This is a genomic window from Streptacidiphilus sp. P02-A3a (assembly GCF_014084105.1).
Taxonomy (GTDB): Bacteria; Actinomycetota; Actinomycetes; order Streptomycetales; family Streptomycetaceae; genus Streptacidiphilus.
In genome coordinates, this window is record NZ_CP048289.1 from 8,262,715 (window position 1) to 8,282,613 (window position 19,899).

Below are 19,899 nucleotides of genomic sequence, written 5' to 3' on the forward strand. Positions count from 1 at the left end.
CCGGGCGCCGGAGCCCGGCGTCCGCCTGCAACCACCACTCTGCACCCGGCCACTGACAATCGAGCCGGGAGGCGGCCGCCGCCCGCTCGCCGGGTCGGCCGGATTGTCGGACCCCCCGGCTACGGTCCTTGCCATGGAGGATCGCTGGACACCGGAGCACGTTCTCTCACTCGCCCCTGACGCCCCCTCACGCAAGGCGGCGTCCAAACTCTCGGCCCCCGCGCCCTGGTCGGCCACGGGCTCGGACGACCGCGCCCTGTGGGGCCAGTGCCAGGGCAGCGGCGGCACGCCCTACCGGACGGCGGTCGAGCTGGCCGGTCCCGCCTACCAGTGCAGCTGTCCGAGCCGGAAGTTCCCCTGCAAGCACGCGCTGGGCCTGCTGCTGCTCTGGGCCGCCCGGGGCACCGGGCAGGGCCAGGCCCCCGAATGGGCCACCGGCTGGCTGGACGCCCGCCAGGAGAAGGAGCGGCAGCTCCAGGACCGCCGGGAGCAGCAGCGGCAAGGCGCCGAGCAGGACGGCGGCGCGGAGGAGCCGGCCGACACCGCCGCGCGGCTGGCCGCCGCCAAACGCGCCGCCCGCCGGTCCGAGCGGGTCGCGGCCGGGGCCGCCGAGCTCCAGGCCAGGCTCGCGGACCAGCTGCGGGCCGGTCTCGCCGACGCCCCGCAGCAGGGCCCGGCGGCCTGGGCCGGGGTGGCCGCCCGGATGGTCGACGCCCAGGCTCCCGGGCTCGCGGCGCGGGCCCGGGAGCTGGGGACGGTCCCCGCGTCCGGCCCGGGCTGGCCCTCGCGGCTGCTGGAGGAGTACGGCCTGCTGCACCTGCTCGCCGCCGGATACCAGCGGGTGGACAGCCTCCCGGCCGGGCTGGCGGCGACGGTCCGGGCCCGGGTCGGCTTCACCGTGGACACGGCCGAGGTGCTGCGCGGGCCGGTGGTCCGCGACCACTGGCTGGTCCTCGGCAGCAGCGACAGCGGCGACGAGCGGCTGACCACCCGGCGGATCTGGCTGCGCGGCAGCCGCAGCGGGCAGCCCGCGCTGCTGCTCTCCTTCGGACGCCCGGGGAGCGCGCCCGACCTCGCCCTGCCGACCGGCCTGCGGCTGGACGCCGAGGTGGCCTTCCACCCCGGCGCGCGCCCGCTGCGGGCGGCGCTCGGCACCCGCTTCTCCGCCCCCAGCGTCCCGTCCCCGGCCGAGGCCGTCCCGCCCGGGCTGCGGCTGGAGGCCGCGCTGGACGCCTACGGCCGGGCGCTGAGCGACGATCCGTGGCTGGACTCCTGGCCGGTGGTGCTGGAGCGGGTGGTCCCGCTGCCCGGCGCCCTCGGCTGGGAGCTCGCCGACCACAGCGGCCCCGCGCCGGTCGCGATACCCGTCGACCGGCGGAGCACCCCCGACTCCGGACTGTGGCGGCTGGCCGCCGTCTCCGGGGGCCGCCCGCTGACGCTGTTCGGGGAGTGCGGGCACCGGGGCTTCACCCCGATCACCGCCTGGTACCACGAGGAGACCTCCGGCGACCCGCGCCGGATCCGCACCCTGGGGGTGACCGCATGACCACCGCGGCGAAACTGCCGGAGCAGACCCGGACCGACCCCACCGCCTGGCCCGACCTGGTCACCGCCGCCCTGCTGGGCACCGACCGGCGGCCGGTGCCCGCGCTGCTGGACCAGGCGGCGCTCCAGGCCGTGGCCCGGCGGGCCGGGCTGCGCCCCGGACCGGCCTCGCCGCCGCCGCCCGCCGCCCCGGCCGACCCCCGGCCGACGCTGCCCGAGGCCGCGCGGCAGCGGCTGGCGATGCTGCTCCCGCTCCGGGGCGGTGGATCCGGCGGCGGCACCCTGGCCAACCTGAACGAACTGCTGCCGCAGTGGCTGACCGCCGCCCAGGGCCACGGCTACCGCTGCCCGCCCGCGCTGGTGCCGCCGCTGCTGGACGCAGCCCGGGCCCGCAGCGAACTGCGCGCGGACGCGGTGGCCCTGGCCGGTCCGCTGGGCCGCTGGCTGGCGGACCGCAACCCCGACTGGCGGTACGTGCTGCGGACGCCGGTCACCGGCGGCGCGGACGCCGAGCCGGACCAGCGGATCTGGCAGGAGGGGCTGTTCGCGGAACGGGTCACCCAGCTGACCCGGCTGCGCCGCCGCGATCCGGACGCCGCCCGCGAGCTGCTGCGCGGCACCTGGTCGAGCGAGCGGGCCGAGGACCGGCTGCTGTTCCTGGATGCCCTGCAGGAGGGCCTGACCGCCGGGGACGAGCCCTTCCTGGAGGCGGCGCTGAGCGACCGCGCCAAGAACGTCCGGGCGACCGCGGCGGAGCTGCTGGCCGCGCTGCCCGGTTCGGCGCTGGCGGAGCGGATGGCGCGGCGGGCGCTGGCCTGCGTGGCGCTCTCGGACACCGCGGACGGCGCCCGGCTGACCGTCCACCCGCCCACGGCCTGCGACGCGGCGATGCAGCACGACGGAATCCCGGCGGCCTCGCCGACCGGGCGGGCCGACCGGGCGTTCTGGCTCGGCGAGATCGTCGCGGCCACCCCGCTGGGCACCTGGGCGGCGGCCTACGGCTCCCCGGCGGAGCTGCTGGCGCTGCCGGTGTCCGACGCCTGGCAGCAGGACCTGCGGGACGCCTGGGCCCGGGCCGCCGTCCGGCAGGGCGACGCCGCGTGGGCGCGGGCGCTGCTGTCACTGCCCGCGCCGGATCCGATACCGGTGGGCAGCGCCGCCAAGCTGCTGGCGGTGCTGCCGTCGCCGGAGCGAGCCCGCTGGACCGCCGATTTCCTGGCCGGACACGGCCTCGCGGACGTCTTCCAGCTGCTGGTGGCCTGCCCAGCGCCCTGGCCCGAGGCGCTGGGCCGGGCGGTACTGGCCGCGCTGCGGCGGGTCGCGGCGAGCGGCGGCTACCCGTGGAGCCACAGCGGGGTGATCGGCGTGGCCGAGCGCGCGCTGCCGCCGGAGACCGCGTCGGAGCTCTCGGCACTGGCCGAGGACGCCGCCCCGGCCTGGGCCGAGACCTTCACCCGGCTCGGCGCCACGCTCCGGCTGCGCGCCACGATGCTCGCCGAGCTCGCCTCCGGTGAGGCCGTCGGCTGACCCAGGCCGACACGGCGGCGCGGCGACACGGCGGCGCGGCGGCGCGGCGGGACGGTACGGTCAGGCCGCCGCCGGGCGGAGGTGGCCCCGCACCCAGGCGACGATGTCCCGGGTCGAGGCGCCGGGGGTGAAGATCTCCGCCACCCCCAGCTCCTTCAGCAGCGGGATGTCGTCGTCCGGGATGATGCCGCCGCCGAAGACCGTGATGTCCGCCGCGTCGCGCTCCCGCAGCAGTTCCATCACCTTGGCGCAGAGCGTCATGTGCGCGCCGGAGAGGACCGAGAGCCCGATGCCGTCCGCGTCCTCCTGGATCGCGGTGTCGACGATCTGCTCCGGCGTCTGGTGCAGGCCGGTGTAGATGACCTCCATACCCGCGTCGCGCAGCGCGCGGGCGATCACCTTGGCCCCCCGGTCGTGGCCGTCCAGGCCCGGCTTGGCCACCACCACGCGGATCGGTCCCGACACGCCCATCGCTGCCTCCTGCGTCGTAACGGGCCGCCCCCTGCGGGCGCCCGCGTCCACTTCAGTCATCGCCTGCTGTGCAGGCCTGACGTTAACAGGCGTTCGCACCGCCCGGGCGAACGCTATCGCCACAGCGGCCGGAGCACCGTTTCACCGGCCGGAACGAGGGGAGAATCACTGCGAACGCACGTTCACTGCGTGTGGGGCCGGAGTCGCCGCAGCGACACCCCACCTCTTCCGGCCCGGGCCGCACGCAGCGAGGAGCCGCACCGCCACCACCGCGCCCACGCCCGCAACCGGCGTGCGATCCGGGGTGCCCTGCGGCCCCAGGACCGCGCACCCAGGGTCTGCCCACCCCACCGTGCGCCCGCGCCCGGGGAGGCCGGAGCCGTGAGCATCCCTTTCTGCCGCACCGCGGCCACCGTCCGGGCCGCCGCCCTGGAGACCGCCGCCCTGTCCCGGCACCTGCTGCTGTACCCGACCGGCATGTCGGCCGAGCCCTGGCCGCCCGCGCCCGCCTGCGAGCACCCGGCGCTCGGCCTGCCGCACTCCCCGGTCCTGCTGCTGCACGGACTGCTCGACAACCGCGCGGTGTTCACCCCGCTGCGCCGCCTGCTGCTCACCGACGGCTTCCAGCACCTGTACGCGGTGAACTACAGCCCGTTGACCGCCGACATCCACGAGGCCGCCGTCTCCTTCGGCCAACAGGTGCTCCGCACCCGGCAGCGGTACGGGGGCGAGCGGGTCGCGGTGGTCGGCCACAGCCTGGGCGGCCTGATCGCCCGCTACTACGTGCAGGCACTCGGCGGCGACGAGCACGTGCACACCCTGGTCACCCTCGGCACGCCGCACGCGGGCACCCGCAGCGCGGTGCTGCTCCGCCCGCTGCCGGTGGCCCGGCAGCTGCTCCCCGGCAGCGCCGTGGTCGAGGCGCTGCGGGCCCCGGCGCCGGGGTGCGCCACCCGGTTCCTGTCCTTCTGGGGCGACCGCGACCCGCTGATCGTGCCCGGGGACAGCGCCTGCCTGGTCCACCCCGACCTGCTGGTGGAGAACGTCAAGGTGCCCGGCGCGGGCCACCTGGCGCTGACCGTGCACCCGGAGGTGCACACGCTGATCCGGCGGCGCCTGGCCGAGGCGGCGGCCCGGACCGGGCTCGCCGCCGGGCCCGGGCTGCCCAGCAGGCAGAGCGCCTGACGCCGCGACCGGGGGTCAGGCCCTCCCGGTGCCGCTCAGAGCTTCTCCACCGGCGCGTAGCGCAGCAGCAGCTGCTTGGTGCCCTCCGAGCCGAAGTCGATGGTGGCCTTGGCGTCGTCCGCCGGACCGGCGACGGACACGACCGTCCCCAGGCCGAAGCGGTCGTGGGTGACCCGGTCGCCGACCGCGAGCGAGACCACCGGCCGGTCCTTCATCCGGCCCCCGCTCTTGCCCCAGCCCGCGGGGGCGCCGCGCTTGCCGCCACCGCTCAGACCGCTGCCGCCGCCGAAGGAGGAGCCGCGAGCCGCGGGCGGGGCGGCGGCGGCCGAGCGCCGCTCGTCCACCAGGGCCGGCGGGATCTCCTCCAGGAAGCGCGAGGCCGGGTTGTACGAGGGCTGGCCCCAGGCGCTGCGCAGCACCGCCCGGGAGACGTACAGCCGCTCCCGGGCCCGGGTCAGCCCGACGTACGCCAGCCGCCGCTCCTCCTCCAGCTCCTTCGGCTGGCCGAGCGCCCGCAGGTGCGGGAAGACGCCGTCCTCCATGCCGGTCAGGAACACCACCGGGAACTCCAGGCCCTTGGCGGTGTGCAGGGTCATCAGCGTGATGACCCCCTTGCTCTCGCCGCCCTCGCCATCCGGTGAGTCCGGGATCTGGTCCGAGTCGGCCACCAGGGCGACCCGCTCCAGGAACCCGGCCAGGCCGGTGGCGACCGGTTCGGCGTCCGGGTCCTCGGCCGGTTCGGCCGACGCCTCCGCCTGCTCGAACTCCAGCGCGACCGCGGCGAGCTCCTGCAGGTTCTCCACCCGGGTCTCGTCCTGCGGGTCGGTCGAGGCCTGGAGCTCGGCCAGGTAGCCGGTCTCCTCCAGCACCGCCTCCAGCACCGCCGCCGCGCCCGCGCCGGAGTCGACCACGCCGCGCAGCTTCGCCAGCAGCTCGTTGAACTTCTTCACCGCGTTCACCGAGCGCGCGGCCATGCCGTAGGCCTCGTCCACCCGCCGCAGCGCCTCGGCGAAGGAGATCCGCTCGCGCTGCGCCAGCGCGTCGACCATGGCCTCGGCCCGGTCGCCGATGCCGCGCTTGGGCACGTTCAGGATCCGCCGCAGCGGCACCGTGTCCTCGGGGTTGGCCAGCACCCGCAGGTACGCCAGGACGTCCCTGACCTCCTTGCGCTCGTAGAAGCGCACCCCGCCGACGACCTTGTACGGCAGCCCGACCCGGATGAACACCTCCTCGAACACCCGGGACTGGGCGTTGGTCCGGTAGAACACCGCCACGTCGCCCGGCCGGGCGTCGCCCGCGTCGCACAGCCGGTCCACCTCGTCGGCGACGAACTGCGCCTCGCCGTGCTCGTCGTCCGCGACATAGGCGACGATCCGGGTGCCGTCGGCGCCCGCCGTCCACAGGTTCTTCGCGCGGCGGTTGGTGTTGCGCTCGATCACCGCGTTCGCGGCGCTGAGGATGGTCTGGGTGGAGCGGTAGTTCTGCTCCAGCAGGATGGTCACCGCGTTCGGGTAGTCCTCCTCGAAGTCGAGGATGTTGCGGATGGTCGCGCCCCGGAAGGCGTAGATCGACTGGTCCGCGTCACCGACCACGCACAGCTCCGCCGGGGGCACCGAGGCCAGACCCGCCGCCGCCGGGTTCACGAACTCGCCGTCCACCGTCCGCTTCGGCGCGGACCCGCTGGCCCCGCCGCTCAGCTCGCGGACCAGCATGTACTGGGCGTGGTTGGTGTCCTGGTACTCGTCCACCAGGATGTGCCGGAACCGCCGCCGGTAGTGCTCGGCGACGTCCGGGAACGCCTGGAGCAGGTGCACCGTGGTCATGATGATGTCGTCGAAGTCCAGCGCGTTGGCCTCGCGCAGCCGCCGCTGGTAGAGCGCGTAGGCCTCGGCCAGCTTGCGCTCCATCGGGTTCTCGGCCTGACCGGCGTAGGTCTCCTCGTCGATCAGCTCGTTCTTGAGGTTCGACACCTTGGCGGTGAAGGACTTCGGCGGGAACTGCTTCGGGTCCAGGTCGAGGTCGCGGCAGCAGAGCGCCATCAGCCGCTGCGAGTCCGCCGAGTCGTAGATCGAGAAGCTGGAGGTGAAGCCGAGGTGCTTGCTCTCCCGCCGCAGGATCCGCACACAGGCGCTGTGGAAGGTGGACACCCACATCGCCTTGGCCCGCGGACCCACCAGCTCCGCGACCCGCTCGCGCATCTCGCCGGCGGCCTTGTTGGTGAAGGTGATCGCCAGGATCTCCCCCGGCTGCACCCCGCGCGCGGCCAGCAGGTACGCGATCCGATGGGTCAGCACCCGGGTCTTGCCGGAGCCGGCCCCGGCCACGATCAGCAGCGGCGAGCCCGCGTGCTCCACGGCCTCGCGCTGCTGCGGGTTCATCCCGTCCAGCAGCTGCGCCGGGTCGGCGACGGTGCGCGCCGCACCGTTCCGGTGGTAGGCGTCCCGGTCCGGCGGGGGCGCGTCGAAGCGCCCCGCGAACAGGTCCGGGGGCAGTTCCTCCTCGTAGGGGGCGTCCTCGTCCGGACCGTGGTCGGTCGGGCCGAAGTCGGGGCCGAAGTCGAACACGGGCACGTCGAGGTACGCGGCACCGCCGACCGGCTGCGGCGCCGCGCCGGGCGCGTCCAGACCGGGCAGGGGGATGTCGTCAAAGAGGCTGCTCATCGTCCCCGAGTCTAGGGCGCTCCACCGACAGCCCCACCCGGAATCCAGGAGACAGTCGTCACCGGCCCCGCTACCGTCCCGAGCATGAGTGATTCCAACCACCCGGAGCAGGAGGGGGCACCACTGACCCCACAGACCCAGAACCCGCAGCTGGTGAAGCGCTCGCGCTTCCTCTCCCTGGTGCTGCGGCACGACCCGGCCCGGATCGGGCTGACCCTCGACCCGGCCGGCTGGACCGACGTCGGCGCGCTGCTCGACGCGCTCGCCGCCCACGGCCGCCCGCTGTCCCGGGCCCAGCTGGACCAGGTGGTCGCCGAGAACGACAAGCAGCGCTTCGCGTTCGACCCGAGCGGCACCCGGATCCGCGCCAACCAGGGCCACAGTGTCCGGGTCGACCTCGGCCTGCCGGAGGCCGAGCCGCCGTCGCCGCTGTTCCACGGCACCCACCCGGGCGCGCTGGCGGCGATCCGGCGCGAGGGGCTGCGCCCGATGCGGCGGCACGACGTCCACCTGTCGGCGGACCGGGAGACCGCCGCCCGGGTCGGCGCCCGGCGCGGACGCGCGGTCGTGCTGACCGTGGACGCCGCCCGGATGGCCGCCGCCGGACACCGGTTCCGGGTCAGCGGCAACGGCGTCTGGCTGGCCTCCGCCGTACCGCCGGAGTACCTCGGCGGCTGGTGACCCGTCAGACCAGGCGGCGGGCGGCGGCCCAGCGGGTGAGTTCGTGGCGGTTGCTCAGCTGGAGCTTGCGCAGCACCGCCGAGACATGGCTCTCGACCGTCTTCACCGAGATGAACAGCTGCTTGGCGATCTCCTTGTACGCGTATCCGCGCGCGATCAGCCGCAGCACCTCCCGCTCGCGGGTGGTCAGCCGGTCCAGGTCCTCGTCCACCGGCGGGGTGTCGGTCGCCGCGAAGGCGTCCAGCACGAACCCGGCCAGCCGCGGCGAGAAGACCGCGTCGCCGTCGGCCACCCGGAAGATCGCGTCCACCAGGTCGGTGCCGGTGATGGTCTTGGTGACGTAGCCGCGCGCGCCGCCGCGGATCACGCCGATCACGTCCTCGGCCGCGTCGGAGACCGACAGCGCCAGGAAGCGCACCGCCCCCGCGCCCTCCGCCGAGGTCGCGGGCGCGGTGCCGCCGGGCATCAGCGGGGCGCAGCGCCGCAGCACCTCGACCCCGCCGCCACCGGGCAGGTGGACGTCCAGCAGCACCACGTCCGGGCGGGTCGCGGTGACCACCGCGACGGCCTCCTCCACGTCGGCGGCCTCGCCGACGACGTCCACACCGGTGCTGGCGGTCTGCCCGATCTCGGCGCGCACGCCGGTCCGGAACATCCGGTGGTCGTCGACCAGGACCACCCGCGCCCGGCGGCCCGGACCGTCCGCCGCCGCCTGTCCCACGGCCTCGCTCTGCTCTTCCCCGCCCGTCATCCGTTCGCCCTCTCCATCTCAAGTTCGACCTCGGTGCCCCCGGCCGGAGCCGGGCGCACCCGGGCGTGCCCGCCGTGACGCTCCATCCGGCCGATGATCGACCCGCGTACGCCCATCCTGTCCTCGGGGACCGAGGCCAGGTCGAACCCGGGGCCGCGGTCGCGGACGAACACCCACACGGTATTCCCCTCGACCTCCGCGTACACCGACACCGGCTCGCCGCCACCGTACTTGGCCGCGTTGACCATCGCCTCCCGGGCCGCCTGGAGCTGCGCCGCCAGCCGCTCGTCCATCGGGCAGTCGCCCACGCAGATCACCTCCACCGGGATCCCGTGCAGGTCCTCGACCTCGGCGGCGACCTTGCGGACGCTCTCGGCCAGGGTGTCCGGCGTGTCCGACTCCTCCGCCCCGGCCGGCCGGTAGAGCCACTGCCGCAGGTCCCGCTCCTGGGCCCGGGCCAGCCGGGAGACCTCCTTCGGGTCGTCGGCGTTGCGCAGGATCAGGGTGAGCGTGTGCAGCACCGAGTCGTGGATGTGCGCGGCCACCTCCGCCCGCTCCTGGGCCCGGATCCGCTCCCGGCGCTCGGTGCTGAGGTCCTGCCACATCCGCAGCAGGTAGGGCCCGGCCAGCAGCAGCACCCCGGCCAGCACCGCCAGCACGGCCTGGGTGACCTTGGCGAAGTCCCCGATCGACCCCGACTCGATCAGGAAGCCGACCACCCCGGCGACCACCAGCGCCACGCCCGCCGACAGCCGCAGCGTGGCCGAGCCGCGCTTGCTGTCGCCCAGCGAGAACCAGCGGGCCCAGCGCGCGTCGTCGGCCTGCCGCCAGACCACGGCGACCCCGAGACCGGCCACCAGGAACGGCCAGATGTAGGGCGAACTCGACTGCCGGGTCAGCGTGTTGAACAGCACCAGGACCCCGGCCACCAGCGCTATCAGCGCCAGCAGCGGCCCCCGGTGGGTCTCGTCCTCGGCCGGGCGGCGGCGGCCCTCGGCGTCCGCTGCGGCCCCGGTGCGCGGCTCGCCCTGGAGCGTCTGCTGCACCGCCCGCAGCCCGCGCCGCCATCCCGTCGGCTCCTTGACCAGCGAGTACGGCCCGATGCTGCCGTGCTGCCAGGTGGTCGGCGGGGTCCCGGCGCGCATCCCCATCGGCACCGCGAACCAGAACGCCGCGTAGAGCAGTGCCCCGAGGCCGTTGCCGAGCAGCAGCACCACGAAGGCGACCCTGACCCAGAACACCGGCAGCCCGAGATGCGCGGCGAGCCCGTTGGCGACCCCGCTGATCATCCGCCCCTCGGGGATGCGGTAGAGCTTGCGGACACGCGTCGGTGCCTCGGGGGCGTCGGTGGGGACCTCTGCTGCTGCTGACACACCCTGATCGTCACATGTCCGGGGTGTGCCGGGCATCAGGGTTGCCGGGGAACGTGCCCGGTCTTCCCCCCGAGCTGTGTCAGGGTTGGTCTCAGGGTCGGACCAGGGAGATGACGGATGGGCAGGGCGTCGGACGGGCCGGACGATGGTGGCATGACCGATCATGCCGCGCCACCGCCGGGCGGGGAGGACCCCGCCGACGCCGGGCCCGCTCCGGAGGAGCAGCCGCGCCCGAACCGCCCGCCGCTGAAGCGCAGCGACAGCCACCGGGTGGTGGCCGGGGTGTGCGGCGGGGTGGGGCGGCACCTCGACATCGACCCGGTGGTGTTCCGGGTGGTGATCGCGGTGCTCTGCCTGTCGGGCGGGGTGGGCCTGTTCATCTACGGCATGGCCTGGCTGATCATCCCGGTGGAGCGGACCGGCCAGAACGAGTTGCAGCGGCTGCTGTCCGGCAAGGTGGACTGGCAGTCGCTGGGCGCGGTGCTGGTCACCGTGCTCGGCACCGGCATCTTCTTCTCCTACATGGGCAGCACCGGGCACCTCTTCCCGCTGCTGCTGATCGCGCTGCTGGCCTTCGCCGCGCTGCGGTACGACCCGGACGCGTTCGAGGCCCGGCGGCGGCAGGCCCAGCCGTCGGCCCCGCAGACCCCCGCCGCCGCGGCCGCGGTGATCCCGACGGACGCCACCACCGCGCCCGCACCGGCCTGGTGGCAGCGTCCGGACCCGCTGCTGAAGCAGTCGGCGGCCACGGCCGCCACGGCCGGGCCCGCTGAGGCCGTGACCGAGCAGCTGCCGCCGCCGGTCCGCCCGCCGTCGGCGCCGAGGGACACGGTGCCCGCGCCGCCGGTCGCGGAGCCCGGCTTCGACTGGTCCGCGCTCACCCCGCCGGAGCGGCCCGAGCCGCCGAGGCCGCGGCGCCCGCAGCAGCCCCGGCGGGAACGCTCCTACCTGGGGACGGTCTTCTTCTGCCTGGCCGTGATCACCAGCGGCTCGGTGTGGTTGGTCGGCCAGCGGCTGTACCACGGCGCCACCCTGCTGGTGGTGCTCGCCTCCGGGCTGCTGGTGCTGGGCCTGGGCCTGCTGCTGGGGGCGCGCTGGGGGCGCGCCCGCTCGCTGGTGCTGTGGGCCGCGCTGCTGACGCTGGCGGTCGCCGCGGTTGCCGCCAGCCCGGTCCAGCTGCGGACCACGTACCAGCACGTCGACTGGGCCCCGGCGAGCGCGGCGGCGGTACGGCCGTCCTACCGGCTGAGCAGCGGGGCGGCCACGCTGGACCTGACCTCGGTCGCCCCGGCGCCCGGGCGGACGGTGACCACCCGGGTACGCCTGGGCGCGGGCGCGCTGACGGTGCGGCTGCCGTCGGGACCGGAGATCAAGGTGCGCGCCCAGGCCGACGTGGGCGCGCTGGAACTGCCGGACGGGACCGACAGCGGCGGCATCTCCACCTCGCACTCGGTGGATCTGGACCCGGGCGCGGCGGCGGCGCACGGAACCATCGTCCTCGACGTCTCGGTCGGGGCCGGACAAGTGGAGGTCATCCAGTGAGGCGCCATGAGCTCGACCTGTTCTCGCTGGTCACCGGGGTGGCCTTCGTCACGGTGGCGGTGCTCTACCTGCTGGACTCGGCGGGGGTGCTCAGCGTCGACGGGCGGCTGGTGATCCCGCTGATGCTGATCGCGCTGGGCGTCGGCGGGCTGGCCGCGGCGCTGTACCGGATGACCCGGGACAGCCGCCGCGAGCGGGAGGGCGGGGCCGCCCGCCAGGAGCCCGGCGGCGAGGAGTTCTGACCTGCCCTAGCCCTGGGCGGGCTGCCGGGCAGGTGCCCGCCCGGCGGCGGCCGGGCGGGCCCGCCGGGCCGCCCACCAGGCGTCCAGCGACAGGTAGGGGGTTCCGGCCAGCACGAACGGCAGCCAGGCCATCAGGTAGATCAGGTCGTTGCCCAGGTAGTAGGGCGTCACCTGCCAGCTGACGGTGAGGAAGAAGCTCAGGTTCAGCAGCGCTCCGCCGACCGCCGCGACCCGGCCCAGCAGGCCCGCGAGGATGCCGAGGCCGGCCGCCAGCTCGCCCAGCGCGACCGCCAGCGCGAAGCCGGTCGGGGCGTGCAGCGCCAGGCCCAGCAGCGGCCCGATCGGGCTGCCCGCCTTCACGCCCTGGGTCATCGCGGCGAAGGACAGCGGATCGCCGAGGCCGCCCAGGTAGTGCGGGTCGGTGAGCTTGTCCAGCCCGGCGTAGACGAAGGTGACCCCGAGGAAGATCCGCAGCGGCAGCAGCGCGTACCTCCGGCCGAGGACCCGCAACCCGCTCCCCTGCTCCGCCATCTCATCGCTCCCTGCTCGGCCGCCGAGCGCACGGGCGTGCGTCGCCCGTCCCTACGCGGCGGACCCGCGTCGGGTTCACCGGGGCCCGGCGGCCGGAGCCGGGGCTACTCGAACAGGTCCGCGTCGGTGCGGATGATCTGCTGGTAGAGCGGCTGGTAGTTGATCCAGGCGACCAGGTCGTTGCCCAGCTGTTCGCGGGTGAGCAGGGCGTTCTCGTGGGTGATGTGCACCGGCTTCCCGGCCGCCTTGGCGAGGAGCTGGACCTGGCAGGAGCGCTCCATGGTGATGAACCACCAGGCGGCGGCGTCGACGCTGTCGCCGACGGTCAGCAGCCCGTGGTTGCGCAGGATCACCGCCTTGTGCCCGGCCAGGGCGGCGGCTATCCGGCGGCCCTCCTCGACGTCCAGCACCACGCCGGTGTAGTCGTCGAACAGCGAGTGGTCCTCGTAGAAGGCGCAGACGTCCTGGGTCAGCGGCTCCAGCAGCTCGCCCAGCGAGGACAGGGTCTTGCCGTACAGGGAGTGGCTGTGGGCGGCGGCGACGACGTCCGGGCGGGCGGCGTGCACCTGCGCGTGGATCGCGAACGCGGCCTGGTTGACGTGGTGCCGCCCGGCCACGACCTGGCCTTCGTGGTTGACCAGGATCAGGTCGCTGACCGTGATGTGCTTGAAGGACATGCCGAAGGGGTTCACCCAGAAGTGGTCGGTCCACTCCGGGTCGCGGGCGGTGATGTGCCCGGCGACGCCCTCCTCGAAGCCGAACCGGCCGAACAGCCGCAGGGCGGCCACCAGCCGTTCCTTGCGGTGCTGCCGCTCTTCCTCGACCGTCGCGAACGTCTGCGGCAGCGCGAACTGCAACTGGTCCATGGGTACCGGTGCGGGCGGTGGGTTGGTCATCGCGGCTCTCCTCGGCGGGTTGCTTGTCCCTCGCCTTGGAAGCTACTCCCCGGTAGCGCGGTTGACCAGAGCCCTCCGGCTAGAGGTGGTCGACCTCGGTGAGGTCGATGTCGATGGTGAAGGGGGTGCTCAGTTTGAGCTGGTCATGGTGGATGCCGACCAGCCCGTATGCGCCGGTCGCCTGGTCGAGCTCGTAGACATAGACCTCGGGGAGCAGGTCATCGCCCACTTCCACGCGCCAGAAGTAGCGGATACCGGCCTTGGCGTACAGCTGCGGCTTGCGCTCACGATCGCGCTCCTCGGAACTCGGGGAGACGACCTCGACAGCCAGCACGACGTCATCGGCCTGGTAGGACGTCTGGAGGCGGGACTCGATCGCCTCCGCACGGAGAACGAGCAGGTCCGGCTCCGGGCAGTTGCGCTTACCGACGACAACGCTCATCTCCCGGCGGACACGCAGGTGCTCCGGAACGGATCGGCGCAGCCCGGATTCCAGTACGTACATGGTCAGACCGTGAAAATCTCGCTGCGGACTCACGAAGACCAGGCTCCCGTCGATCAGCTCAGTGTGCGGCGGGAGGCCGTCCATCTTTAGGAACTCGGCTGCGGTGAAGCCATCGGTCGGCGGGATCAGCCAGTCCGGGACGGGCCGCTGCTCAACCTCGGAGATCGGTTCGGCGGTCATCAGGTTTCCTCCCATGGCTGGAATCCTCGTCGTTCCCCAGCGTAGATGCCCGGAAACGGCAGTGCCGTCACCCGAACGAATGTCGGGTGACGGCACTGTTGACGATCAGCGGGAGGCTACTCCCACTCGATGGTGCCCGGGGGCTTGCTGGTGACGTCCAGCACCACCCGGTTGACGTCGGGGACCTCGTTGGTGATCCGGGTGGAGATGTGGGCCAGCACCTCGTACGGCACCCGGGACCAGTCCGCGGTCATCGCGTCCTCGGAGGAGACCGGGCGCAGCACGATCGGGTGGCCGTAGGTGCGGCCGTCGCCCTGGACGCCGACCGAGCGGACGTCCGCGAGCAGCACCACCGGGCACTGCCAGATGCTGCGGTCCAGGCCGGCGGCGGTGAGCTCGGCGCGGGCGATGGCGTCGGCCTCGCGGAGCAGGTCCAGCCGCTCCTTGGTGACCTCGCCGACGATCCGGATGCCCAGGCCGGGGCCGGGGAACGGCTGGCGGTGGACGATCTCGTCGGGCAGCCCGAGCTCCGCGCCGACCTGCCGGACCTCGTCCTTGAACAGCTTGCGCAGCGGCTCGACCAGCTGGAACTGGAGGTCCTCGGGCAGCCCGCCGACGTTGTGGTGCGACTTGATGTTGGCGGTGCCGGTGCCGCCGCCGGACTCGACCACGTCCGGGTAGAGCGTGCCCTGGACCAGGAACTCGACGCTCGCGCCGTCGGCCCCGGCCTCGGCCACGATCTCGCTGGCGGCCTGCTCGAAGACGCGGATGAACTCGCGGCCGATGATCTTGCGCTTCTGCTCCGGGTCGGACACCCCGGCGAGCGCGGTCAGGAACCGCTCCTCGGCGTCGACGACCTTCAGCTTGACGCCGGTGGCCGCCACGAAGTCCTTCTCGACCTGCTCGGACTCGCCCTTGCGCATCAGCCCGTGGTCGACGTAGACGCAGGTCAGCTGGTCGCCGATGGCGCTCTGGACGAGGGCGGCGGCGACCGCCGAGTCCACGCCGCCGGACAGGCCGCAGATCGCGCGCTTGTCGCCGACCTGGGCCTTGATCAGCGCGACCTGCTCCTCGACCACGTTGGTGGTGGTCCAGTCCGGGGAGATGCCCGCGCCCCGGTACAGGAAGTGCTCCAGCACCGCCTGGCCGTGGGTGGAGTGCAGCACCTCGGGGTGGTACTGGACGCCGTAGAGCTTGCGCTGGTCGTCCTCGAAGGCGGCGACCGGCACCACGCCGGTGGAGGCGGTGACGGTGAACCCGGGGGGCGCGGCCGAGCAGGCGTCGCCGTGCGACATCCACACCGACTGCTCGTCGGGGGTGCCCGCGAACAGGGTCGAGCCGGGCTGGGACACGGTCAGCGCGGTCCGGCCGTACTCGCGCGCGCCGCTGTTGTCGACGGTGCCGCCGAGCGCCTGCGCCATCAGCTGGAAGCCGTAGCACATGCCGAAGACCGGTACCCCGGCCGCGAACAGCGCGCTGTCGAGCGCGGGAGCGCCGTCCGCGTAGACGGAGGAGGGGCCACCGGAGAGGATGATCGCCTTGGGCTCCTTGGCGAGCATCTCGGCCACCGGCATGGTGGACGGGACGATCTCGCTGTAGACCCGGGCCTCACGGACCCTGCGGGCGATGAGCTGGGCGTACTGGGCACCGAAGTCGACGACGAGGACGGCGCCTTTCGACTCCGGAGTCGTCGGCTGGTGGTCGGGGGTCGCTGATGCCACAGGGCGGCCTTCCGGCGGTGCGATGGAGGTCAAGCAGGGTTCTCCCCATGGTACCGGCCGCCCGGGTGACCGCCCGCCGGTGGTGCGGCGGGCGGCCGGACGGCCCGGGGAGGCCGCCGTCAGGCGCGGCCCCGGCAGAGTTCCAGCAGCTGCATGGCGACCTCGGTGCCCTGCGGGCCGAGGGCCTCCCGGTAGCGGGCCAGGATCTCCATCTCCCGGTTCAGCGCGACCCGGTTGCCGCCGCTGCCGATCCGGGCGGCCTGGACCTCGGCGGAGACCGCCATCCGCTGCCGGACCAGCTCGATGACCCGCTGGTCGAGCGCGTCGATGCGGATCCGGGCGGCGGCGATGACCTCGGCCGCCTCGGTGACCGTGGTGCGGGCGACGGGTGCCGCGGCGGATTGGGTGTTCATGGCTGGATTCCTCCCTGGTGGTGGGGAGCCCCGGCCCGGCGGACGACGAACGCCCCGGGCCAGTGGCCCGGGGCGCCTGTGCGATGCCTGTTCTTGGGTGTTCAGCAGGCGGCATCACCATGGCAACCGGAGCCTCCGGTGCCATAGCTAAAGACGTACGCCGCGATGAACATGGGCGACAGCATAGCGCTTCACCCGTTCGGCACGGCCCCCGCGGCGTGACTCCTGGTCAGCAGAATCGTTGTGCCCGATGACCGTGCAGGGCTCGTGTCTCCGCCAGGGACGTACGCCCGCCCCTTCCACATCCGGGGTCGCGCACGGCAGCAGGACCACGCGTGGAGTGTGCAGAACAGTCCGTGGATGCGATGAGACGCGCCGTTCCGGCGGCCGTCGTGGGACCTCGCATCGACGCTGTGACCGGTCAGCAGGGGACAGCGACCCGGTCGCGACTGAAGTGAGGGGGTGGTCCGGAGCCCGGGACGCCGGGTTCCGGACCACCCCTGATCGCCCTCGGCGACCGCTCCCCGGGCCGGAACCGGCGCGCGCCGCCGCCGCGCTACCGGCGGCGCCCCTTGCGGAGCGTGACAGTGTCCGCCCGGCGCCACCCACCGTTCACGGTCCGGCCACTCCCCCCGGTCGGGAAAACCGACTATGCCGATCTCGGCCGAACTGCTTGCGGACAGTGGGGCGCATCCCCCACGATGCTGGTGAGGGGGTGCACCACCGGCATCGCGGAATCCAGGCGGGCCACCGATCCCACGAGGACAGTCCCCGTTCGACCGGGCGGCTTCCGCCATCACGTTGAGTGACGAAACAGCCATTCGCGGGTGCTGCCGCTGCCCAGGGGCGCACTGATTCCGCGCACGCCCCTTGTGCCCCCCGTCCCAGAAACCGACTGTCCGACGGCACCCTCCCCCTGGTGCCGTTTCCGCAGCACCGGCGCAGCCCTGGCGCCGCGTGGTGCAGTCAGAGGGCCCCGTCTTCCCCCACGGGGCCCTCTGCCATGCCCGGCGCCCGCTCCCCGGGCGTCCGCTCCCGCACCGGTACCGGGAGTTGGTTGAAGCCGTAGTAGCCGGCCAGCACCCCGTGCAGCAGCATGGCCAGCGGCGCCGAGACGAACGCGAGCCCGACCAGGACCGGGTACGCCAGCCCGCCGAGGGCGAAGCGGAGCCTGGTGGCGCGGGCCGCGTCCACGTCCACCCGGGCGTCGAAGAGGTGCCCGGTGCGGGTGAGCCACCACCAGAGCGCGCCGAAGGTCAGTGCGTGGGCCACCATGAAGCCGCTGTAGAGCGCCACCGCGAGCGGCGCCTCGCGCGGCCGGGACAGGTACTCGGCGACCACGTCGGTGGCCCACGGCAGCGCCACCACGACCAGCAGCAGCACCAGGTTGAGGAAGAGCAGCACCCGGTCCACCCGGGCCACGAAGCTGAACACCTGGTGGTGGTTGGCCCACATGATGCCGACCACCAGGAAGCTGACCACGTAGGCGGCGAAGGAGTCCACGGTGCTGCCGGTGGTGAGCAGGTGCCACAGGTTGTCGCCGGTGGGGACCTTGATCCCGAGCACCAGCAGGGTGATCGCCACGGCGAAGACGCCGTCGCTGAACGCCTCGACCCGCCCGGACTCGTTCACTGCGCTCCCCCGAACACCGAACACCGAACACCGAACACCGACACGGCACCGGCACCGGTACCCGGAGCCGGACATGACACCGCCCGCGGCGACGGCCTTCCGTCGGCGCGGGCGGGTTCTGATCGGGAATGTACTTGTCATGGCGGGCAGGCGACGGGGTTTCGATCGAATGTGACGCGCGCCTCAGTGCCCGCCGGGCGCTGCCGAGCCGCCGCTCAGCCGGTCTTCGGCGGCACCACCGGGACCGGCAGCAGCGACAGCCGCAGTTCCGCGAACGCCCCCTCGGGCACCGCCGGGCTGCGCGGGGCGACCGGCGGCACCGGGCGATAGGGCTCGCTCTGGGAAGGACGCGGGTCCGGCTCGCCCTTGTTGGGCCACATCGACATGGCCCGCTCGGCCTGCGCGGTGATCGTCAGCGAGGGGTTGACGCCGAGGTTCGCCGAGACGCTGGAGCCGTCGGCGACGGTGATCCCGGGGTAGCCGTAGAGCCGCTGGTACGGGTCGATCACCCCGGTCTCGGGCGAGTCGCCGATCACGCAGCCGCCGAGGAAGTGCGCGGTCAGGGTGCGGCCGAAGAGGTCGCTGGCGGCGCTCCCGGGGAAGCCGTTGATCTCGGCGGCGACGGCGCGGGCGGACTCCTCCGCCGCCGGTATCCAGGTCGGGTTGGGCGCCCCGTGCCCCTGACGGGAGGTCAGCGTGCCCTTGCCGATGCCGGACTTCTTCCGGGAGACCACGACCGAGTTGTCCAGCGACTGCATGACCAGTCCGATGATCACCCGTTCCGACCAGCGCCGCTTGTTCAGCGAGCGCAGCAGCAGGTCCGGGCGGCGCACCGCGTTGCCGAGGAAGCGCCACAGCGGGGGAAGCCGGCCCTCGCCGCTGACCTGCATGATCGTCATCAGGCCCATCGCGTTGGAGGCCTTGCCGTAGCGCACCGGCTCGATGTGGGTGTGCGCGTCCGGGTGCACCGAGGAGGTGATGGCCACGCCCTTGGTGAAGTCCGCCCGGCTGCCGTAGCGCCGGTCCGTGGTCAGCGCGCCGACCAGCGCCTCGGAGTTGGTCCGGGTGAGCTCCCCGAGCCTGGCCGAGATCCGCGGCAGCTGCCCGGAGTCGCGCAGCCCGTGCAGCAGCTTCTGGGTGCCGTAGGTGCCCGCCGAGATCACCACCCGGCGCGCGCGGATGGTCCGCGCGCCGTTCCGGCCCGGGTTCCGGGACCTGGCGTCGGTGGCCCGGACGTCCACCGCGTAGCCCTCGCCGTCCTCGCGGACGCCGGTGACCGTGGTCATCGGCAGGATCCGGGCGCCGTTGCGCTCGGCCAGGTAGAGGTAGTTCTCGGTGAGGGTGTTCTTGGCGCCGTGGCGGCAGCCGGTCATGCACTCGCCGCACTCGGTGCAGGCCCGGCGGCGCGGTCCGGCACCGCCGAAGTACGGGTCGTCCACCTCCGTGCCGGGCGCGACCCGGGCCGCCCCGGCCTCGGGGCCGCCCGCGTCCCGGCCGTCGCCGAAGAACACCCCGACCGGGGCGAGGTGGAAGGTGTCGCCGTAGCCGAGCTTCTCGGCCGACGCCCGCAGGTGCGTGTCCGAGGGGGTGACCGTGGGGTTGGTGCGCACCCCGAGCATCCGCTTGGCCTGGTCGTAGAAGGGTGCCAGCTCCTGCGACCAGTCGGTGATGTCCTTCCACTGCGGGTCCCGGAAGAACGCCTCCGGCGGGACGTACAGGGTGTTCGCGTAGTTCAGCGAGCCGCCGCCGACACCCGCGCCGCCCAGCACCATCACGTTCTTCAGCACGTGGAAGCGCTGGATCCCGTACATCCCGAGCGCCGGGGCCCACAGGTAGTTCCGGCTGTCCCAGGAGTTCTTCGGCAGGGTCTGCGGGGTGAACCGGCGCCCGGCCTCCAGCACCGCGACCGTGTAGCCCTTCTCGGTCAGCCGCAGCGCGGAGACCGAGCCGCCGAAGCCCGAGCCGACGACCACCACGTCGTAGTCGTAGCCGGGCTCCGCCCTGGGCGCGTCCTGACCTTCCGTCACCATCTGGCTCCCTCTCA

The 19,899-nt window shown here is 73.8% G+C and carries 17 protein-coding genes; 6 read left to right on the top strand and 11 right to left on the bottom strand.

The features are described from left to right. Positions 1-133: 133 nt before the first annotated feature. Together GXP74_RS34790 and GXP74_RS34795 are read left to right on the top strand one after the other, a co-directional pair. Positions 134-1,546: an SWIM zinc finger family protein gene (locus tag GXP74_RS34790; RefSeq protein ID WP_182455220.1), complete on the top strand. Its 1,413-nt coding sequence runs from the start codon at positions 134-136 to the stop codon at positions 1,544-1,546. Then, positions 1,543-3,072, top strand: a complete 1,530-nt coding sequence (locus GXP74_RS34795; RefSeq protein WP_182455221.1) for a DUF5691 domain-containing protein — start codon at positions 1,543-1,545, stop codon at positions 3,070-3,072. Before GXP74_RS34790 ends, GXP74_RS34795 begins: the two co-directional genes overlap by 4 nt. Positions 3,073-3,132: 60 nt before the next feature. On the opposite strand, the gene GXP74_RS34800 is transcribed toward GXP74_RS34795, so the two are convergent. After that, entirely contained in the window at positions 3,133-3,543 is a 411-nt protein-coding gene (locus GXP74_RS34800; RefSeq protein WP_182455222.1) for a cobalamin B12-binding domain-containing protein, read from the bottom strand. 381 nt (positions 3,544-3,924) lie between these two features. On the opposite strand from GXP74_RS34800, the gene GXP74_RS34805 reads away from it, so the two are divergent. After that, positions 3,925-4,728: a triacylglycerol lipase gene (locus GXP74_RS34805; protein WP_225448401.1), complete on the top strand. Its 804-nt coding sequence runs from the start codon at positions 3,925-3,927 to the stop codon at positions 4,726-4,728. Between the two features lie 35 nt (positions 4,729-4,763). Here the strand turns inward: GXP74_RS34805 and pcrA are convergent, their stop codons facing one another. Continuing rightward, positions 4,764-7,388 (bottom strand): DNA helicase PcrA, encoded by a 2,625-nt coding sequence (gene pcrA / locus GXP74_RS34810; protein ID WP_182455223.1) that lies wholly within the window; start codon positions 7,386-7,388, stop codon positions 4,764-4,766. A gap of 84 nt (positions 7,389-7,472) precedes the next feature. Here pcrA and GXP74_RS34815 point away from each other — a divergent pair, with 84 nt between their 5' ends. Continuing rightward, positions 7,473-8,069: an RNA 2'-phosphotransferase gene (locus tag GXP74_RS34815; protein WP_182455224.1), complete on the top strand. Its 597-nt coding sequence runs from the start codon at positions 7,473-7,475 to the stop codon at positions 8,067-8,069. A gap of 4 nt (positions 8,070-8,073) precedes the next feature. Here the strand turns inward: GXP74_RS34815 and GXP74_RS34820 are convergent, their stop codons facing one another. Next, the gene (locus tag GXP74_RS34820; protein ID WP_182455225.1) at positions 8,074-8,820 is read right to left on the bottom strand and encodes a response regulator transcription factor; all 747 of its coding nucleotides are present in this window, start codon (positions 8,818-8,820) and stop codon (positions 8,074-8,076) included. After that, positions 8,817-10,229, bottom strand: a complete 1,413-nt coding sequence (locus GXP74_RS34825) for an ATP-binding protein (protein WP_182455226.1) — start codon at positions 10,227-10,229, stop codon at positions 8,817-8,819. Before GXP74_RS34825 ends, GXP74_RS34820 begins: the two co-directional genes overlap by 4 nt. 117 nt (positions 10,230-10,346) lie before the next feature. On the opposite strand from GXP74_RS34825, the gene GXP74_RS34830 reads away from it, so the two are divergent. Beyond that, complete coding sequence (locus GXP74_RS34830) at positions 10,347-11,735, top strand: PspC domain-containing protein (protein WP_182455227.1); 1,389 nt, start codon at positions 10,347-10,349, stop codon at positions 11,733-11,735. After that, positions 11,732-11,977, top strand: coding sequence for a hypothetical protein (locus GXP74_RS34835; RefSeq protein ID WP_182455228.1), 246 nt, complete (start codon positions 11,732-11,734; stop codon positions 11,975-11,977). Before GXP74_RS34830 ends, GXP74_RS34835 begins: the two co-directional genes overlap by 4 nt. 6 nt (positions 11,978-11,983) lie before the next feature. On the opposite strand, the gene GXP74_RS34840 is transcribed toward GXP74_RS34835, so the two are convergent. The 7 genes from GXP74_RS34840 to GXP74_RS34870 form a co-directional block, all read right to left on the bottom strand. Beyond that, positions 11,984-12,508, bottom strand: coding sequence for a DoxX family membrane protein (locus GXP74_RS34840; protein ID WP_182455229.1), 525 nt, complete (start codon positions 12,506-12,508; stop codon positions 11,984-11,986). 104 nt (positions 12,509-12,612) lie between these two features. Continuing rightward, positions 12,613-13,404 (bottom strand): class II aldolase/adducin family protein, encoded by a 792-nt coding sequence (locus GXP74_RS34845; protein ID WP_182455230.1) that lies wholly within the window; start codon positions 13,402-13,404, stop codon positions 12,613-12,615. 79 nt (positions 13,405-13,483) lie between these two features. Continuing rightward, positions 13,484-14,089: a Uma2 family endonuclease gene (locus GXP74_RS34850; protein ID WP_182455231.1), complete on the bottom strand. Its 606-nt coding sequence runs from the start codon at positions 14,087-14,089 to the stop codon at positions 13,484-13,486. Positions 14,090-14,205: 116 nt separating this feature from the next. Continuing rightward, positions 14,206-15,810, bottom strand: coding sequence for a glutamine-hydrolyzing GMP synthase (gene guaA, locus GXP74_RS34855; protein WP_182455232.1), 1,605 nt, complete (start codon positions 15,808-15,810; stop codon positions 14,206-14,208). A gap of 119 nt (positions 15,811-15,929) precedes the next feature. Next, positions 15,930-16,223 carry a chorismate mutase gene (locus GXP74_RS34860; RefSeq protein ID WP_182455233.1) on the bottom strand — a complete coding sequence of 98 codons (294 nt, stop codon included), beginning with the start codon at positions 16,221-16,223 and terminating at the stop codon, positions 15,930-15,932. Positions 16,224-17,189: 966 nt separating this feature from the next. Next, positions 17,190-17,855, bottom strand: coding sequence for a TMEM175 family protein (locus GXP74_RS34865; RefSeq protein ID WP_225448403.1), 666 nt, complete (start codon positions 17,853-17,855; stop codon positions 17,190-17,192). Between the two features lie 215 nt (positions 17,856-18,070). Then, complete coding sequence (locus GXP74_RS34870; RefSeq protein WP_182455234.1) at positions 18,071-19,885, bottom strand: GMC family oxidoreductase; 1,815 nt, start codon at positions 19,883-19,885, stop codon at positions 18,071-18,073. Positions 19,886-19,899 lie beyond the last annotated feature (14 nt).

Coding starts and splice junctions, on each gene's coding strand:
- GXP74_RS34790 (WP_182455220.1), top strand. CDS start 134: ATGGAGGATCGCTGGACACCGGAGCACGTTCTCTCACTCGCCCCTGAC.
- GXP74_RS34795 (WP_182455221.1), top strand. CDS start 1,543: ATGACCACCGCGGCGAAACTGCCGGAGCAGACCCGGACCGACCCCACC.
- GXP74_RS34800 (WP_182455222.1), bottom strand. CDS start 3,543: ATGGGCGTGTCGGGACCGATCCGCGTGGTGGTGGCCAAGCCGGGCCTG.
- pcrA (WP_182455223.1), bottom strand. CDS start 7,388: ATGAGCAGCCTCTTTGACGACATCCCCCTGCCCGGTCTGGACGCGCCC.
- GXP74_RS34815 (WP_182455224.1), top strand. CDS start 7,473: ATGAGTGATTCCAACCACCCGGAGCAGGAGGGGGCACCACTGACCCCA.
- GXP74_RS34820 (WP_182455225.1), bottom strand. CDS start 8,820: ATGACGGGCGGGGAAGAGCAGAGCGAGGCCGTGGGACAGGCGGCGGCG.
- GXP74_RS34825 (WP_182455226.1), bottom strand. CDS start 10,229: ATGCCCGGCACACCCCGGACATGTGACGATCAGGGTGTGTCAGCAGCA.
- GXP74_RS34830 (WP_182455227.1), top strand. CDS start 10,347: ATGACCGATCATGCCGCGCCACCGCCGGGCGGGGAGGACCCCGCCGAC.
- GXP74_RS34840 (WP_182455229.1), bottom strand. CDS start 12,508: ATGGCGGAGCAGGGGAGCGGGTTGCGGGTCCTCGGCCGGAGGTACGCG.
- GXP74_RS34845 (WP_182455230.1), bottom strand. CDS start 13,404: ATGACCAACCCACCGCCCGCACCGGTACCCATGGACCAGTTGCAGTTC.
- GXP74_RS34850 (WP_182455231.1), bottom strand. CDS start 14,089: ATGACCGCCGAACCGATCTCCGAGGTTGAGCAGCGGCCCGTCCCGGAC.
- GXP74_RS34860 (WP_182455233.1), bottom strand. CDS start 16,223: ATGAACACCCAATCCGCCGCGGCACCCGTCGCCCGCACCACGGTCACC.
- GXP74_RS34870 (WP_182455234.1), bottom strand. CDS start 19,885: ATGGTGACGGAAGGTCAGGACGCGCCCAGGGCGGAGCCCGGCTACGAC.